Annotated in this window: 9 protein-coding genes; 5 read left to right on the top strand and 4 right to left on the bottom strand. The window is 44.4% G+C overall.

Annotated features, from left to right (window positions below; translation table 11 throughout):
• Window positions 1–11 precede the first annotated feature (11 nt).
• Window positions 12–1,688 (top strand): S41 family peptidase, encoded by a 1,677-nt coding sequence (locus tag QVD32_RS06455; protein WP_021891701.1) that lies wholly within the window; start codon window positions 12–14, stop codon window positions 1,686–1,688.
• 74 nt (window positions 1,689–1,762) lie between these two features.
• On the opposite strand, the gene ychF is transcribed toward QVD32_RS06455, so the two are convergent.
• Window positions 1,763–2,866, bottom strand: coding sequence for a redox-regulated ATPase YchF (ychF, locus tag QVD32_RS06450; RefSeq protein WP_008863055.1), 1,104 nt, complete (start codon window positions 2,864–2,866; stop codon window positions 1,763–1,765).
• 277 nt (window positions 2,867–3,143) lie between these two features.
• On the opposite strand from ychF, the gene QVD32_RS06445 reads away from it, so the two are divergent.
• Window positions 3,144–4,922 carry a glycoside hydrolase family 10-like protein gene (locus QVD32_RS06445; RefSeq protein ID WP_118687026.1) on the top strand — a complete coding sequence of 593 codons (1,779 nt, stop codon included), beginning with the start codon at window positions 3,144–3,146 and terminating at the stop codon, window positions 4,920–4,922.
• 155 nt (window positions 4,923–5,077) lie between these two features.
• Window positions 5,078–6,490, top strand: a complete 1,413-nt coding sequence (locus QVD32_RS06440; protein WP_008863057.1) for a mechanosensitive ion channel family protein — start codon at window positions 5,078–5,080, stop codon at window positions 6,488–6,490.
• Here QVD32_RS06440 and mfd read toward each other — a convergent pair.
• Together mfd and polA are read right to left on the bottom strand one after the other, a co-directional pair.
• A complete protein-coding gene (gene mfd, locus QVD32_RS06435; RefSeq protein ID WP_021891700.1) occupies window positions 6,429–9,773 on the bottom strand; it encodes a transcription-repair coupling factor in 3,345 nt (1,114 codons plus the stop codon). The two genes, QVD32_RS06440 and mfd, sit on opposite strands and share 62 nt — an antisense overlap.
• Window positions 9,774–10,042: 269 nt before the next feature.
• Window positions 10,043–12,823, bottom strand: a complete 2,781-nt coding sequence (gene polA / locus QVD32_RS06430; protein ID WP_021891699.1) for a DNA polymerase I — start codon at window positions 12,821–12,823, stop codon at window positions 10,043–10,045.
• Window positions 12,824–12,939: 116 nt separating this feature from the next.
• On the opposite strand from polA, the gene QVD32_RS06425 reads away from it, so the two are divergent.
• On the top strand, window positions 12,940–13,917 hold the full coding sequence (locus QVD32_RS06425; protein WP_021891698.1) for a polyprenyl synthetase family protein: 978 nt from the start codon (window positions 12,940–12,942) through the stop codon (window positions 13,915–13,917).
• Between the two features lie 205 nt (window positions 13,918–14,122).
• On the opposite strand, the gene QVD32_RS06420 is transcribed toward QVD32_RS06425, so the two are convergent.
• Window positions 14,123–15,796: a nucleoside kinase gene (locus QVD32_RS06420; RefSeq protein WP_021891697.1), complete on the bottom strand. Its 1,674-nt coding sequence runs from the start codon at window positions 15,794–15,796 to the stop codon at window positions 14,123–14,125.
• Between the two features lie 181 nt (window positions 15,797–15,977).
• Between QVD32_RS06420 and QVD32_RS06415 the strand changes: the two genes are divergently transcribed.
• Entirely contained in the window at window positions 15,978–17,801 is a 1,824-nt protein-coding gene (locus QVD32_RS06415; protein ID WP_021891696.1) for a Na/Pi cotransporter family protein, read from the top strand.
• Window positions 17,802–17,842: the final 41 nt, after the last annotated feature.

Raw genomic sequence — 17,842 nt, 5'->3', positions numbered from 1 at the left:
AAAGAAGTGAAATGAAAAATATAAGGTTGACTTTTGCGACAGTAACGGTATTATCTTTTTGTTCGGGATTTATAAATCCGATATGGGCAGGCAAATCTGACGAGAAAAATTTCGAAATATCACGTAACCTCGATATATTCAATTCTCTTTTTAAGGAATTGAATATGTTTTATGTCGATACGATTAATGCCGAGAAGGCTATCGGCGACGGTGTAAATGCGATGTTGGCGCGTCTGGATCCTTACACCGAGTATATACCTGAGAAAGAGAAAGACGATTTTTTCTTTTCGACTACCGGAGAATATGCGGGTATCGGTTCTTTCATTATGGAGCGGGATAATGCCGTTTACATTTCGGAGCCGTATGAGGGTATGCCGGCTCAATTGGCGGGTTTGCGTCCCGGAGATAAAATCGTGATGATCGATAACGATACTGTGTTGGGGTGGAAGAGTGCGAAGGTGAGCGAGCGGTTGAAAGGACCTGCGAATACGCAGTTGAAAGTTACGGTCGAACGTCCCGGTGTGAAAGACTTGCTCTCTTTCGAGTTGACCCGTAAGAAGATACAAATGCCTGCCGTACCTTATTACGATGTGGTATGCGATAGCGTGGGGTATATTTATTTGAGTAGTTTTACCGATACTTCGGCCGGAGAAGTGAAACGGGCTTTACAAGACTTGAAAAAACGGGGGATAACTTCGTTGGTTCTCGATTTGCGCAGTAATGGCGGTGGTATTTTGGAGCAAGCCGTACAGATTGTCAATTTATTTGTTCCGAAGGGGGTAGAGGTGCTTTCTACCCGGGGAAGAAATAAGAAGATGGATAAGATTTATAAAACCACTCAGGAGCCAGTCGATGTGAAAATGCCTTTGGCCGTGCTGATCGACGGAGGAACCGCATCTTCTTCGGAAATCGTGGCAGGAGCTTTACAAGACCTCGACAGGGCTGTGATTATCGGTTCGCGTTCTTATGGCAAAGGATTGGTGCAATCCACACGGCCTTTGCCTTATAACGGTATGTTGAAGGTAACGATCGCTCGTTATTATATACCCAGCGGACGTTTGATACAAGCTATCGATTATTCGCATCGCAATCCCGACGGGAGCGTCGCCCGTATTCCCGATAGCCTTACCCACGAGTTCAAGACCGCTCACGGTAGGATTGTCCGTGACGGAGGCGGTATAAAACCCGATGTGGAAACTTCGATGGAAAGGCGGGGGAATATCAGCTATTATTTGATGAAAGATTTCTATTTCTTCGATTATGCGACTCGGTATGCAGCCGAGCACGATACGATTCCGGCTCCGAAAGATTTTAAATTGTCCGACGAAGAATACGAGGAATTCAAAGCTTTTGTGAAATCGAAGGATTTCAAATACGACAAACAGAGTGAACGGATATTGTCCGACTTAAAGGAGGTCGCTAAATTCGAAGGATATTTCGATGAAAACACGCAGAAGCAGTTCGAAGCGCTTGAAGCTTGTTTGAATCACGATTTGGATAGGGATTTGGAGACTTTTCACGATGAAATCGCCGAATTACTTTCGATAGAGATTGTGAAACGGTATTATTATCAGAAAGGCGAAATTATAGAGTCGATCAAAAACGATAAAGATTTAAAGGAGGCTTGTCGTATTTTGGGCAATAAATCCCGCTATGACGAGATTTTGAATCTATCGGGAAAGCATTGACGGTTCTTGAAGGAGGATATAAAAAATGCGATGAATTTTCATCGCATTTTTTTGTATGGTAATGACTGTGTAAATTATACGTTGAATCGGAAGTGCATGATGTCGCCGTCTTGTACGACATATTCTTTTCCTTCGATGTACATTTTACCGGCCTCTTTACAAGCGTTTTCGGAACCGAGAGCGATATAGTCGTCGTATTTGATTACTTCGGCTCGGATAAAACCTTTTTCGAAATCGGTATGGATAATACCGGCACATTGAGGAGCCTTACTGCCTTTCAAATAGGTCCATGCCCGTACTTCCTGAGGTCCGGCGGTGAAGTAGGTTTCGAGATTGAGCAAGCTGTAAGCCGCTCGGATCAGACGGGAAACGCCCGATTCTTCCAAGCCTATTTCTTGAAGGAACATTTGTCGTTCCTCGTAAGTTTCAAACTCGGCGATTTCCGATTCTGTTTTAGCTGCCAAGATAAGGATTTCGGCATTCTCGTCTTTAACGGCTTCGCGTACCATATCCACGTATTTGTTACCCGATACGGCGCTGTTGTCGTCCACGTTGCAGACATACATTACTGGTTTGTTGGTAAGCAGGAAAAGGTCATGAGCTATTTTCTGTTCGTCTTTGGTCTCGAAAGTGACGGTACGAGCAGCCTTCCCTTGTTCGAGGGCTTCTTTGTATCGGCTTAAAACCTCGTATGTAACCTTTGCTGCTTTGTCTCCTCCTGTCTGAGCCTGTTTTTGGACTTTGGAAATGCGCGATTCTATGGTTTCCAAGTCTTTCAGTTGGAGTTCGAAATCGATGATTTCCTTGTCGCGTACCGGATTGACCGTTCCGTCCACGTGGGTAATGTTGTCATCGTCGAAGCAACGCAATACATGCAGGATTGCATCGGTTTCCCTGATGTTCGCCAAGAATTTATTTCCCAGACCTTCGCCTTTGCTGGCTCCTTTGACCAATCCGGCGATGTCGACAATCTCCACAGTGGTGGGGACTATTCGTTGCGGATGCACCAGTTCTGCCAGTTTGTTTAATCGTTCGTCGGGTACTGTAATGACACCTACATTAGGTTCTATGGTACAGAACGGGAAATTTGCCGATTGCGCTTTTGCGTTGGACAGACAATTGAAAAGAGTCGATTTACCCACGTTAGGTAAGCCGACTATGCCACATTGTAAACTCATTATATAATATTGTTTCGGTTATAATCGAAATAATTTGTTGCAAAATACTGCACGAAAACAGACGCAAAGTCGTTTGATTACGACGAAACGTAATCTGTTTTCATATTCCTTGCAAAGATAGCGATTCTTTTCTTACTTCTGTGTATTATGTTCAATTAGCGATTTTGTATAATAATTATATATTTTATGTGTCGTTTTATTTATTTAAATAAAATAGCCTTGAAGAATTGATTTAAAGGGATATATTTGCAAAATACACTAATGTTTTGTGAATAACATGAAAAAATTATCCTTCCTTTTTTTAACTATCGGTATTATTTGGGGGTGTTGGGCCGAATCTCCAAAACGTGAATTTCGTGCAACATGGTTGGCCTCGGTGAGTAACATCGATTGGCCCAAATCGACCCAGACTTCGGAAGAGCAAAAGGCCGCTCTGATTAAGATATTCGATGGTATGCAGGCGGCCCGTATGAATGCGGTTTGGTTGCAGGTGCGTCCTATGTCGGATGCCTTGTACAATTCGGCCTACGAGCCATGGTCGAAGTTTTTGACGGGAACACGTGGGGTCGATCCGGGATATGATCCGCTGGCGTTTGCCATAGAGGAGGCGCATAAGCGGGGAATGGAACTTCATGCATGGATCAATCCATATCGCTATGAGAGTGAAAAAAATATGAACGGAGCCGATGATTCCATACGTAAGAATCACCCGGAGTGGCTGTTGGAGTATTCGTCGAGTTTTATTCTCGACCCGGGGAATCCCGAGGTAATCGAGTATTTGGTGAAGGTTACCAAAGATATAGTCACCAAGTACAATGTTGACGGTATTGTGTTCGACGATTACTTTTACCCCTACGAAGGCACTAAAAATGAAGATGCCTATTCTCAGAGTCTATATAAACCCGAAGGGAAAAATGTGGGGGATTGGCGCCGTGAGAATTGCAACAAACTTATCGCCGATATTTACGCTATGATACAGGAGACGAAACCGACCGTGAAATTCGGTATAGGGCCTTTCGGGATATGGGGCGGTAGCAGTAGTGTCGCCGCTTCGTATGGTATAGAGTATTTGAATACAAGAGGAGGAACGAGTGCCTATTCCCAACTATATTGCGATGGAGTGGCTTGGTTGAAAGCGAAAACGATAGACTATATTTCGCCACAATGTTACTGGCCGAGTTTCAACACTCATGTTTGGGGGTATAAGACATTGGTTCCGTGGTGGGCGAAGGTGGCCAAGACGATGGACAGACACTTTTATTCGAGTATGCGAATTTCTACGATGCCCCAAAATAGTCCGCAGCGTATGAAAAGTGTATTGCGTCGGCTCGGCATGAGCGAGAACGAATATAACGGTTTGTCGATGGTGGAACGTTCTATCGCCGCGACAGCAGCCAAAGGTACGGAAGAGTGCGGGTTTGAAGTGGATATGAACCGATCGACCGATCTGATGGGGGCTCCCGGACACGTCTTTTTCAATACGACGCAGTTTTTCAGTTACGGGTTGGATACTTATGTCGCCGAGAATAAATTTACCGAACCGGCGTTAACGCCCGTTATGAGCTGGAAAACGCCCTGTGATTTGCCCGATATTACCGATATTTCGGTGTCGGGAAATATGTTGAGCTGGTCGGCTGATGCAGATGAAACGATACGTTATGCCGTGTATTTCGTACCCAGTCGCGTGGCTAATAATCCTCAAACCTATGAAACATCGGCCTATTTGAAGCGAGTTACATGGGAAAAAAGTATAGATGTTTCTTCTTATACTCAATCGGGATATGTGTATGCTATAACGGCTATCGATCCTTATGGAAACGAGTCACAACCTTATATTAAAACTCCATCGGGTGTTCAGTCGGGAATTGTCGACAGCCTTGTCGTTTATGGAGGATCGGGAGCTATCTATGTTTCTGTTCCAAAGGATATGGATATTTATATATATTCGTTTACCGGGCAGTTGATTCGTATGGTCAGAGTTTCGGGTGGAAATTCAGAAATAACGGTTCCAGCAGGAATGTATATTGTTAATGGAACGAAAGTGGCGGTTCAATAGTTGCATATATTAGTTTTCGTTTATTGTGGAAAAAAGAAATTCCTTCTGAAAGGAATTTCTTTTTTTGTTTGAGACTTATTTAAGCGGGTTACCCGATCTCTGATCGGTAGTGAACTCTCTGGGGTATGAAAACGTTTTAACAAAAAAGATATTTGATGAATAAAGCTTATGAAGTAGCCGACCGGCTCATGGAATGGGTATCTTCTTTATTGCATAGAATAACGGGAGAGTCTTCGCCGGTTTGGGATAGAATTGTGTATGGTATTCTTGTTTTTGTGATCGCTATTGTGGTTGCAAGGATTTTGAGAATGATTGTTATTTATGTGATTCATCGGATTATAAAATATAAAGGAGGGGATCTGTTGAAAGGGTTGGTCGAAGCCAAAGTCTTTACCCATATAACGCATGTTATCCCGCCGTTGGTGATTTTATCTCTGTTGCCATTTGCTTTTCACGGAACTCCCGAACTATTACGGATTATCGAAAAAGTTTGCTGGATTTATCTGCTCGGAGTCCTCGTTTTCTCGATCAATACGCAAATTTCGGTCTTTTGGCGTATCTATTCTCGTCGTACCGCATTTCGGGATCGGCCGATGAAGGGAATGATACAAATTATCAAAGGACTTTTGATAGGGATATGGGTGATTATTGCGGTATCTATTTTGATAGAACGTTCGCCGATGGCTTTGATTACCGGACTGGGCGCATTTGCCGCAGTGCTGATGTTGATATTTAAAGACAGCATATTGGGCTTTGTCGCCGGTGTACAACTCTCGCAAAACGATATGATAAGGAACGGCGATTGGATTGTCGTGCCGGGTGGTGCCGTGAACGGAGTCGTTATCGATGTTTCGTTGAATACGGTGAAGGTTCAGAATTTCGATAATACCATAGTGACGATTCCTCCTTATTCGCTTATTTCAGGGGAGGTACAAAACTGGCGCGGAATGTCCGATTCGGGTGGCCGTCGTATCATGCGCTCGTTTACCATCGACCTGAACACGGTAAAATTTTGTACCCCCGAATTATTGCAAAATTTGAAACAAATCGATATTCTGCGCGATTTCATCGAGAAAAAAGAGTCTCAACAACAAAAAGGAATTGTAGAAAATACCGAAAATAGCGCGGGGCTGGTGAACGGAACGATTGAGACGAATTTAGGGCTTTTCAGAGCTTACATGACTCTTTATTTACAACAACATAAGTTTATCAACGATCAATTGACTCTTATGGTCAGAACGTTAGATCCTAACGATAACGGGTTGCCTTTGCAGTTATATTGCTTTTCGGCTAATAAAAATTGGGTAAGCTATGAATCTATACAAGCCGAAATTTTCGAACATTACGCTGCTATCATGCCCCGGTTCGGTCTGTATCCGTTCCAAAATCCGTCGGGACGGGATTATATTAATTCGGCTCTATTGACGGCTGGCCATAATCCCGATGAGTTGTGGGGTATTCCGTGGGGAACCATGAAAGAGAAAAATACGGAAGTGCCGTCTTCTGCTAAACCGGAAGTGTCTGCAACACCTCCTCCAAAACCGATACCGCCGATTCCACCGAAGTGATGTCCTTTATAGCTAACGAGCGGCGACCGTTTATTTCCCGCAATTTACAAAGTTTGGGATTTTTTTGCAAGAATCCTAAGATGCGACCGAATGCAGCGGATTGATAATAGGCGACACGCTCGTCCGAAACGAAGTAAAGATACATATATCCCTGTTTCAACCCTACTTTCTCGATTCCTAATTGTTTAGCCAGCCGTCTTAGACGGACTACCCGAATCAATTCCATAGCTTCGTGGGGTATGCGTCCGAAACGGTCTTCCAAGCGCTCGCAGAATTGTCGTATATCGGTTTCACGCTCCATGTTGTCGAGCTCTTGATATAGGGAGATACGCTCGGATTCCTGTGGTACGTAGTTTGCCGGGAATAAGATTTCCAAGTCGGACTCAATGGTGCATTCCGAGACGAACTCTTCGGGTTTCGTATCCGAATCGGCTCCGTAATAGAGGTCGCTGAATTCATCGTTTTTCAATTCTTCGACAGCCTCCTTTAAAATTTTTTGGTAAGTTTCATAGCCTAAATCCGCGATGAAACCGCTTTGTTCCGCTCCTAAGAGGTTACCGGCTCCCCGTATGTCGAGGTCCTGCATGGCGATGTGTATGCCGCTTCCCAATTCTGAGAAACTTTCGATGGCTTGTAATCGTCGGCGGGCATCTACCGAGAATGTGTGGCGCGGTGGAGTGAGCAGGTAACAGAAAGCCTTTCGGTTGCTGCGGCCTACACGTCCCCGCAGTTGATGCAGTTCGCTTAATCCGAAGTTTTGTGCATCGTTGATGATTATCGTATTGGTGTTTGGCATATCTATTCCCGACTCGATAATGGTGGTAGCCAGTAAAATATCATAATCATAGTTGACGAAGTCGATAATTGCCTGTTCCAATTTTTCGGGTGGCATTTGTCCGTGCCCGATTACGACACGTGCGTCGGGAACCAGCCGGTGAATCGTGTTTTCGAGTTCGTACAGTTGGGGAATACGGTTGTTGACGAAAAAAATCTGTCCGCCTCGGCTCATCTCGAAGTTAATCGCTTCTTTGATAATGTCGTCGTTGAAAGCGTGTACTTCGGTTTGGATAGGGTGACGATTGGCCGGAGGGGTAGAGATAACCGAAAGGTCGCGTGCACCCATTAAAGAGAATTGTAAGGTGCGAGGTATGGGAGTTGCCGACATCGTAAGGGTATCGACATTCACTTTCATCTGTTTGAGTTTCTCTTTTACGGCCACTCCGAATTTTTGTTCTTCGTCGACAATCAAAAGCCCGAGGTCGTTGAATTTCACGTCTTTCCCGATGAGCTTGTGGGTCCCTATGATAATATCTATTTTGCGGTCGGCGAGGTCTTTCAAAATGGCTTTTACTTCTGAGGCTTTCCGGGCTCGGCTGAGGTATTCGATACGTACCGGGAACTCCTTCAATCGCTCTTTGAAGGTTTGGTAATGCTGGAAGGCCAATACGGTGGTAGGCACGAGTACTGCGACCTGTTTGTTATCGCAGGTGGCTTTGAATGCCGCACGTATGGCAATTTCGGTTTTCCCGAAGCCCACGTCGCCGCAGATGAGCCTGTCCATAGGGCGTTCGCGTTCCATGTCGGCTTTCACTTCGGCTGTGGATTTTATCTGGTCGGGAGTATCTTCGTAAATGAACGATGCTTCAAGTTCTTGTTGCAGGAACGAGTCGGGCGAGAAAGCGAATCCCTTTTCTTCTTTACGGGCGGCATAGAGTTTTATCAAGTCGCGGGCAATCTCTTTCATCTTGCCTTTCGTCTTCTCTTTCATGCGTTCCCAAGCACCGCTTCCCAGTTTGTTGATACGAGGAGCTTCTCCCTCTTTTGCCCGGTATTTCGCCAATTTGTGCAAGGCGTGAATGCTGACAAAAATAATATCGTCGTTTTGGTAAGTCAGTTTAATGACCTCTTGCATTTTTCCGTTGATTTCGGTATGTATCAATCCCCCGAAACGACCTATACCGTGATCCACATGCACGATGTAGTCGCCGACTTCTATCTGGTTGAGCTCTTTCAAGGAAAGAGCCAGTTTCCCAGAACGCGCATGCTCGCTTTTCAAAGTGTATTTGTGAAACCGATCGAATATCTGGTGGTCGGTGAAACAACCTATTTTCAAATCGTTGTCGACGAATCCCTCATGCAAGGTTTTCAATACCGGTGTAAACGAGATGGAGTCACCCCGTTCTTCGAAAATAGCTTGCAATCGTTCTATCTGTTTTTCACTGTCGCTGAGTATGTAAAGAGTGTAGCCTTTTTCGATGAATTGGGAGAACGATTGGCTGACTAAATCGAAATTTTTGTGATAAACACCTTGTGGTGCGCAGTTGAAACGAATGACCGCCGGCGCATTCGCTTCACTGCTTGCTCCATAATCTATCCTTCGAAATGTAGTTATCTTTTTTTGAAAAGCTGTTACATCGATGATTTTTTGCATAGCATAGCGGTCGCCCTCTTCGGCGATAAGGGTTTGCTCGGAGAGCGATTCGGAAGCTATGGTTGAAATTCTGTCGATCACCCATGACAGATTGTGACAGATTAAAATCGTGTTTTTATCGATGAAATCGAGTATGGAGATGCCAGAGACTTCCTGTCCGCATACGTTGGCAACGATATAAACTTCTTCCAATTTTCCGGTGGAAAGTTGTGTTTCCACTTCGAAAGTACGAATGCTTTCTACCTCTTTACCGAAAAAATCGATACGATAGGGCAATTCGTTGGTATACGAAAAGACGTCGAGAATACTACCCCGTACAGCAAACTGACCGGGTTCGTACACATAGTCCACTTCTTCGAACCCTCGTTCTCTCAGTTTGTCGGATAGTGTGATGATGTCGCACTTCGAATTTTTGTCGATGTGAAGGGTCTGTTCGGAAAGCATATTGACCGGGACAACTTTTTCGGCGATAGCTTCGGGATAAGTGACTATCAATAGCGACTCTCCTTTTTGACACAGGCGGTTCAGAACTTCGGTTCTCAATATTTCGGAAGGGGGGTCGGGTTGCCCGTATTTGATGTCCCGCTTGTATCCAGATGGAAATAAAAGAATGTGGTCGTTACCGTTTATTTGCACCAAGTCGTTGTACAGATAACCGGCTTCGTCCAAATCGTTTGCAATGATGATGTGTGCCTGTTTATGTTCTAGAAGATTGGAAAAGAAAAGCGCTATCGAGGAACCTTCGAGTCCCTGTATAAAAATGTGCTTTGTCTTGTTGTCTTTAATGAGTTTCAAAAACGCTTCACATCTCGCCGGAGTGTTAAAAAGCGCAGAAAAGTTCTGAATATCCATTCCTATAAACCGTCTTAACCGTCGACAAAATTACACATTAATTTAGAAGCTGTTTTAAATTTATTGAGAAATAATATTATCATTGCAAGCAGGTATGTTCCGGCCATATTGAACCCCTGTCTTGCATCCCTTGATTTTTGTCAATAGCCCGCTATTGACTGCATATCTCGGACTCCAATCTGCTTCAACATAGGTCTCAATCTGTCTTGGAATAAATTTAAAACAGCTTCTTATCGGTCGCAATATTTGTTCCTGTGTTTTCTCTATGGTCAGTGGGCTTCCAGCCAGTTGCGGCCCACACCGGAGTCGGCCAATAACGGCACTTGCAACGGATAGGCGTTTTCCATCTCTTCGCAGACGATAGCTTTTACTCTCTCGATTTCCTCGACGGGTACATTGAAATTGAGTTCGTCGTGTACTTGCAGAATCATGCGGCTTCGTAGATGCTCGTTTTCCAATCGTTTGGCGATACGTATCATAGCGATTTTGATGATGTCGGCTGCACTCCCTTGTATCGGGGCGTTAATAGCGTTTCGTTCGGCATATCCCCGCACGACGCTGTTATGGGAATGTATGTCGGGCAACATTCGTTTCCGGCCGCAAATCGTTTCCACATAGCCTTTTTCCCGAGCAACTTCGATACTTTTATTCATATACTCTTTGATTTGCGGATAACTTTCGAAGTATCCGTCGATCAATATTTTTGCTTCGCTCCGTGGTATATTCAGTCGTTCGGCGAGGCCGAATACCGATATGCCGTAAATGATACCGAAGTTCGCTGTTTTGGCCTTTCTTCTCATATCGGCAGTTACGGCATCGATAGGAACTTTGTAAATTTTTGCGGCTGTGGCTGCGTGAATATCCGATCCCTCCCGGAATGCTTCTATCATGTGCCGGTCTCCGCTCAGGTGTGCCATGATACGCAATTCTATTTGCGAGTAGTCGGCCGAGAAGAAAACGCAGTCTTTATCCGGTACGAATGCACGGCGTATTTCTCGCCCTTCGTTGTCGCGGATAGGTATGTTCTGCAAGTTCGGGTTGCTGGAACTGAGTCGTCCGGTGGAGGTAATCGTCTGGTTGAACGAGGTATGTATCTTTCCCGTTTTGGGATTGATCAATTCGGGCAGGGCATTGATATAGGTACTCAATAGTTTGCGAATGCCTCTTTGATCGAGTATTTTACCCACGATGGGGTGGCGGGACCGAAGTTTTTCCAATATCTCCTCGGTCGTGGAATATTGGCCCGTCTTTGTCTTTTTGGCTTTTTCATCGATTTTCAATCGTTCGAAAAGGACTTCGCCTACTTGTCGTGCCGAACTTACGTTGAATGTAACGCCTGCCAATTGGAAAATCTCTTGTTCCAACTCGTTCATGCGCCGGGTGAGGATATCCGAGGAGCTTTTTAATTCGGTTATATCTACATTGACTCCGGTTATTTCCATGTCGGCGAGAACTTTTGTCAATGGCATTTCGATGTCGTAAAAGAGCTTTTCCATTTTTTCGGTCTTCAACTCTTTTTCGAGCCGGTTTTTCAGTTGCAAGGTAACATCGGCGTCTTCGGCGGCATATTCGCAAACTTGTTCTACCGGGACTTGTCGCATGGAAAGTTGTTTTTTTCCTTTCGGACCGATGAGTTTTTCGATGGACACAGGCTCGTAACCGAGATATACATTCGCCAGATAGTCCATATTGTGGTACTGTTCGGGTTGTAACAGGTAATGAGCCACCATTGTATCGAAGAAATCGCCTTTGACATGTATCCCGTAGTTATGCAGGACGATATAGTCGTACTTGATATTTTGTCCTATTTTCAAGGATTTGGGATTTTCCAGAGCCGATTTGAAGATGTTTACGATTTCCCGGGCTTTTTCTTGATCCTCTGGAATGGGAATATAATAGGCTTCGTGCTCTTTTAGGGCGAAAGAAAGTCCCACCAACTCTACATTCATCGGGTCTACGCCGGTTGTCTCCGTGTCGAATGCGAATGCCGATGCGCAAGATAGCAATGCCGCCAAGTCCCACATCTTTTCAGGGGTGTCGGTTAAATGATAGGTGTGCGGAATCGATGCGATATTAGCCAAATTCGACTGGGGCGCGGAGTTGTCTGTTTGTTCAGTTTCGGGAACATTGTCGAACAGGGAGGGTTGTACCGTTTTTTTAGGTGCCGGCGTTGTCGGTTGGTTTCCCAATACTCTTTCGGTAAGGTTTCTGAATTCCAATTCTTCGAAAATGGGTCTCAGTTTTTCACTGTTTACAGGTTCCCGTCGAAGTGATTTTTCGTCGAAAGTCAAGGGTACATCGGTCTTGATGGTTGCCAAGAACTTGGAAAACTCTATTTGCGAGCGGTTTTCTTCCACTTTGGTTTTCAAGGCTCCTTTTAACCGATCGGTGTTTGCAAGCAGGTTTTCTATACCTCCGAAATCGGCAATCAGTTTGACCGCCGTTTTTTCTCCCACTCCGGGACAGCCGGGTATGTTGTCGGAGCTGTCGCCCATCAATCCTAATATGTCGATAACCTGTTCGGGTGATTGTATGCCGTATTTCGTTTTTATCTCTTCCGGTCCTAAAATTTCGAAATCGCCGCCGAACTTGGGCCGATACATGAAAATGTGCGACGATACTAATTGCCCGTAATCTTTATCGGGTGTCATCATGTAGGTGTCGAAGCCCTCCTTTTCGGCAAGTTTTGCCAGCGAGCCTATGACATCGTCGGCCTCGAAGCCGGGAACTTCTATAATGGGAATGTTGTAGGCTTGGATAATCTCTTTGATGATCGGGACCGAATAGCGTATTACTTCGGGAGTTTCTTCCCGTTGGGCCTTGTATTGTTCATAAGCCTCGTGGCGAAATGTGGGGCCTTGCGGATCGAATCCGACGGCAATATGCGAGGGGTTTTCTTTTCTCAATAATTCTTCGAGCGTGTTGACGAACCCCAGAATGGCAGAGGTGTTTATCCCTTTGGAGTTGATTCTCGGATTCTTGATGAACGCATAGTAAGAACGGTAAATCAGTGCGTAAGCGTCTAATAAAAATAGTCGTTTCTCTTGCATAAGGGTATGCTGTTTGTAGATAAGAATTAAAAAAGCATCTTTGTAATGCGGTAAAATTACGATAAAAATACGGATTCTTTTGTTTTATTACTATTTTTGCACCAGAATAAATTGATATGGATAAACTTTTTAGCATACGGCAGCCGATAACCGAGGAGCTTGCTCTACTGAATAAAACCCTTACTGAATCTTTGCATACGACCAGTCCTCTGATGAATGAGGTGATTCAGGCTTATCTCGAAAGCAAAGGGAAACAGATTCGGCCCATATTGGTGTTACTGTGTGCGAAGTTGTTTGGTGAAGTTCCTCGTGAAGCCATTGACGCAGCAGCTTCGTTGGAAATGTTGCATAATGCCAGTCTGATTCATGACGATGTAGTCGATGAATCGCAGAAACGCAGAGGCCTACCGACGATCAATCATTTATATGATAACCGTATAGCGGTTTTGGTTGGCGATTATTTCGTGTCGTGTGCTTTGGCTTGTTCGATAAAAACGAACAAGATGCCGATTGTTTCTTGTTTGGGTGTCTTGGGACGGGATTTGGCTCGGGGAGAGATCGACCAGCTTTCCAATGCCCGCAATCATTTGCTTGACGAAAATGCTTATTTCGAAGTGATTCGGCGAAAGACAGCATCGTTGTTCTATGCTTGTATGCAGGTGGGTGCACTGTCTGCCGGCGCTTCTGCCGAAGATGTCGCGAGATTGGGAATGTTCGGAGAAAAGTTAGGGCTTTGTTTTCAGATTAAGGACGATATTTTCGATTATTACGAAGATAAAGTTATCGGTAAACCCACGGGAAACGATTTGCGGGAAGGGAAAATAACACTGCCGCTTATTTATGCGATTACTCATGGTGAGGGCTCTGAAAACGAACGAATGAGAGATTTGTTGTTGAGCGAGGAATATTTGTCGTCCGACAGCGTGCATACACTCATCGAGTATGCTAAAACACAAGGAGGTATCGAGTATGCCTATACAACTATGGGACGTATTCGTAACGAAGCTGTGGACCTATTGTCCGTTTTTCCTCCTTCCGAAACGATCGATGCTTTGATTGCGATCTTGGACTACACGATAGAGCGAGAAAAATAGAATTTTTAGGATAGTGGGGTTGTATCGACCCTTGTGGGCGCTCCCTTCATATCACTGCGCGATACCCCGTAATACTTATGGGACACGGCAGGGGGAGAGGGGGTAGAAGTATGAAAAGACAATCCCTGCTGATTTCTTACTAATTATCGAAAACGACCACTTTCTAAAAGTGGTCGTTTTCGTTTTCGATTTGCCCTTCATGTCGTCAATATTTGAAGCTGCTGCCGCCGAGAAACTCTCTGAGAAGAGAAGTAGGAGGTATTTCGCGTTGATTGATGGATTGAAAATATCCTAAGAAACGGAGCAAACGATGAGCTTCGGCATATTCGGGACAATCATGGGGTACGGCGCTGAGTATGGGTTGTGCATAATCTTTCATTACCGCCAGTTCGAAAAGGAGTGAAGAGTTGAACATGGCATCGGCGTTTTCCTGATAGGGGAATATCCATTTTTCTTCTCCTCGTCTCACGCTTCCCCAACGGGCTATGGTGCTCTGTGCCGATGCCCCGCGATACTTATGATCGCGGATAATGCGGCGTAACAGACGGTTATCGGCAGTAGGTATCCAGTTGTGGTCGTCGATGGAGATGGTCGTCAAGGCGGAAACATAAATGCGATATTTCAAATGAGTTTCGATTTGAGGTGTCAAATCCGGGTTTAATCCATGTATGCCTTCCAAGATGAGAACAGACCCTTGTTCCAATTTCAGAGTATTCCCTCTGTATTCTCTTTCGCCGGTTTCGAAATTATAAGTAGGCATCTCGATTGTTTCGCCTTGTAATAATCTGTTGAGGTCTTTATTGAACAAATCTAAATCCAAAGCGTAGAGCGATTCGTAATCGTAGTCGCCGGTTTCGTCGAGAGGGGTGTCTGTTCTATTGACAAAATAGTTGTCGAGAGATATGGCTACCGGTTTCAACAGATTGGTCATGAGCTGAATCGATAATCTTTTGGAGAATGTGGTTTTCCCCGAGGAGGAGGGCCCTGAGATAAGTACGATACGAGTACCGTTTTCGTGATAGCGTCGGGTTATATCGTCGGCGATTTTACCTATTTTCTTTTCATGAAGGGCTTCGGCAACTTTGATTAAGTCGGTTGCCTGTCTTGTTTCCACGGCTTTGTTGAGGTCTCCTATATTGCTCAATCCGATAATTTGGTTGAACGTGAGGTATTCTTTGAATGCATTCAACATTTTTTCTTGCGGTTCTATCAGAGCCGGTTCGGTCGGTGCATCGGGCGTGGGAGGAACTAACAACACCCCTCCGTTATATTTGACCAAATCGAATCCCTGTAAATATCCTGTCGACGGAGTCAGCCAACTGTAATACGAGTCGGCGAGACCGTCGAGAGTATGGTATTGAGTATATAACTCGTGTGTGGTTTTCAGCAATTCTATTTTATCGAACATACCTTGTTCCCGAAAAACTTCTATGGCATCGGCCGTGTGGCATTCTATTTTTTTGAACGGAATGTCGGCGGCTATAATTTCGGCCATGCGATGCTTTATTTTATCGATGGATTCGGGTTCGAGGGCGTTTTCATTATCGAGTAGGCAATAGTATCCGTGAGATAGGGAATGTTCTATACGTAATCTTGTTCCCGGGATAATGTCGTTGATTGCTTTGTACATGACAAAACAGAGGGAACGCACATATGTGCGCATGCCTGCCGGGTGAGAAATATCGAGAAATTCGATGTCTTTGGGCCCGAATACCCGGTATTTCAATTCTTCGGTTTTGTTATTTACGTAAGCGCAAATCGGGCGGTGAGCCAGTCGAGGATTTGCCAGTTTATAGATTTCGAGGAGGCTTTCACCTCCGTTTACACGTATCGTTTTTCCTGTGTTTACACAATAAACGTCAAATTGTTCTTTTTCCATAATGTTGATGGGATATAATTTCGATGGTATTCTTAATTGTTAATAAAAATAAAAACGGCAATTTCTACCTGATGTAAATCTTTTTATTTGTATAATTTTGCAAAGGAATCATTTCCAGATGCAGATTGTGAGTTAAATATACTACAAAGAGGATAATAAAACAACTATTTAAGAAACTTTCATGGAATACACATTTCTGGACTTCTTGACTTTGATCGGGTCGGTCGGTTTGTTCCTATATGGAATGAAGGTCATGAGCGAAGGGTTACAGAAGGTAGCAGGAGACAGACTGCGTAATATCCTTGCCGTGATGACGAAAAATCGGTTTTCAGGAATGTTGACCGGAATATTGATAACAGCATTGATTCAAAGCTCGTCGGCTTCGACGGTAATGGTCGTCAGCTTTGTGAATGCCGGGTTAATGACGTTGGGGCAATCGATGGCAGTCATTATGGGGGCGAATGTCGGTACGACAGCCACGGCGTGGCTTATCTCTCTTTTTGGATTCAAAGTCGATATCACAATTTTTGCTTTGCCGTTGATAGGTTTGGGAGTTCCTTTGTTGTTTTCGAATAAAAGTTCTCGTAAATCGTGGGGCGAGTTTATAATCGGATTCTCATTCTTGTTCATGGGGCTTAGTTATATAAACAACTCGGTTCCCGATTTGAGAAGTAATCCCGAGGTGTTTGAGTTTTTGTCTTCTTACACGCAGCATGGGTTCATTTCTATTTTGGGATTTTGTGCTGTAGGGGCGATTCTCACGATGATTGTGCAGTCATCGAGTGCATCGATGGCGATATTTTTAATCATGTGTAGCAAAGGTTGGATTTCATTCGACATAGCTGCCGCTTTGATTTTGGGTAGTAATATCGGTACGACGATAACTCCTCTGTTGGCTTCTATCGGTGCGAATGTGTCGGCGAAAAGGGCAGCGATGGGTCATTTGCTGTTCAATATGCTCGGTTCCATGTGGGCACTTGTTTTGTATTATCCTTTCATTCGTTTTATCGTGTGGATTTGTACTTCGTTGGGGGTAGGGAACCCGAATGACTTGATGTCGTTTATTTCCACTTGGGAGCAATCCGATCCAGCATTGGTTGCCGCGCTGAATAGCGGACAGAATTTGGGTTCTGCCGATTTCGAACAGCAAAAAGCTCATTTTGCAGCCATGCAGTTTTCTGTATCGTTCGGGTTATCGATGTTCCATACGGTATTCAATGTAATCAATGTAACCATTATGATTTGGTTTACAGGCTTATATGAGAGGATAGTTACCCGCTTGGTGAGGGTAAAAGATAAGAACGAAGAGGAGTTCCAATTGAAATTTATTTCGCGGGGTATGTTGTCGGCTTCGGAATTAAACCTACCGCAAGCCCATCAGGAGATTGCGGTGTATGCCGAGCGGGTACAACGCATGTTCGGTATGGTCGCCGATTTATTACATGAAAAGGAAGGAAGCGAAGCCTATTTGAAATTATACAATCGTATCGAGAAATACGAGCAGATTTGCGACCGTATGGAATTGGAAATTGCCGGATTCTTGAACTTGGTTGTCGGCGGTCGGTTGAGCTATGAAGGAAAAATGATGGTAAACAGTATGCTTACTATCGTGACCGAGATTGAGAGTATAGGAGATTGTTGTTATAACCTCGCTCGTACTTTGCAACGGAAGCAAGACTCTCATATCGATTTTAACGACGAGATTGTAAGTAATATCGATGCGATGTTTAAACTCGATTCCGAAGCGTTGTCCAATATGGTGGCGCTCCTGTCGAGTAACGAACCGCTTATGAGCGAGATAATGATTTCGTATAATAAAGAGTGTGAGATTAATAATTATAGGAATCAACTGCGCGGGGCTAATGTCGAAAACATCAATAATAAACATTACGAATACCAATCGGGAATATACTATATGGATATGATTTCGGAGTGTGAACGGTTGGGCGATTACGTTATCAATGTGGTTGATGCCATCAAACAGCAGCAGGTAAAACATGCTTGAAATGAGACGATACGATAAAAGCCGTCCCGAATATTCGGGAC

The organism is Barnesiella sp. (assembly GCF_022723415.1).
GTDB classification, from domain to species: Bacteria; Bacteroidota; Bacteroidia; order Bacteroidales; family Barnesiellaceae; genus Barnesiella; species Barnesiella intestinihominis.
Note: the sequence above shows the minus strand (reverse complement) of the source record. Positions and strands in the feature narration are given on the sequence as shown.

What these genes read in the sequence shown, in the direction of transcription:
- QVD32_RS06455 (WP_021891701.1), top strand. Translation starts at nt 12, where the DNA reads ATGAAAAATATAAGGTTGACTTTTGCGACAGTAACGGTATTATCTTTT.
- ychF (WP_008863055.1), bottom strand. Translation starts at nt 2,866, where the DNA reads ATGAGTTTACAATGTGGCATAGTCGGCTTACCTAACGTGGGTAAATCG.
- QVD32_RS06445 (WP_118687026.1), top strand. Translation starts at nt 3,144, where the DNA reads ATGAAAAAATTATCCTTCCTTTTTTTAACTATCGGTATTATTTGGGGG.
- QVD32_RS06440 (WP_008863057.1), top strand. Translation starts at nt 5,078, where the DNA reads ATGAATAAAGCTTATGAAGTAGCCGACCGGCTCATGGAATGGGTATCT.
- mfd (WP_021891700.1), bottom strand. Translation starts at nt 9,773, where the DNA reads ATGGATATTCAGAACTTTTCTGCGCTTTTTAACACTCCGGCGAGATGT.
- polA (WP_021891699.1), bottom strand. Translation starts at nt 12,823, where the DNA reads ATGCAAGAGAAACGACTATTTTTATTAGACGCTTACGCACTGATTTAC.
- QVD32_RS06425 (WP_021891698.1), top strand. Translation starts at nt 12,940, where the DNA reads ATGGATAAACTTTTTAGCATACGGCAGCCGATAACCGAGGAGCTTGCT.
- QVD32_RS06420 (WP_021891697.1), bottom strand. Translation starts at nt 15,796, where the DNA reads ATGGAAAAAGAACAATTTGACGTTTATTGTGTAAACACAGGAAAAACG.
- QVD32_RS06415 (WP_021891696.1), top strand. Translation starts at nt 15,978, where the DNA reads ATGGAATACACATTTCTGGACTTCTTGACTTTGATCGGGTCGGTCGGT.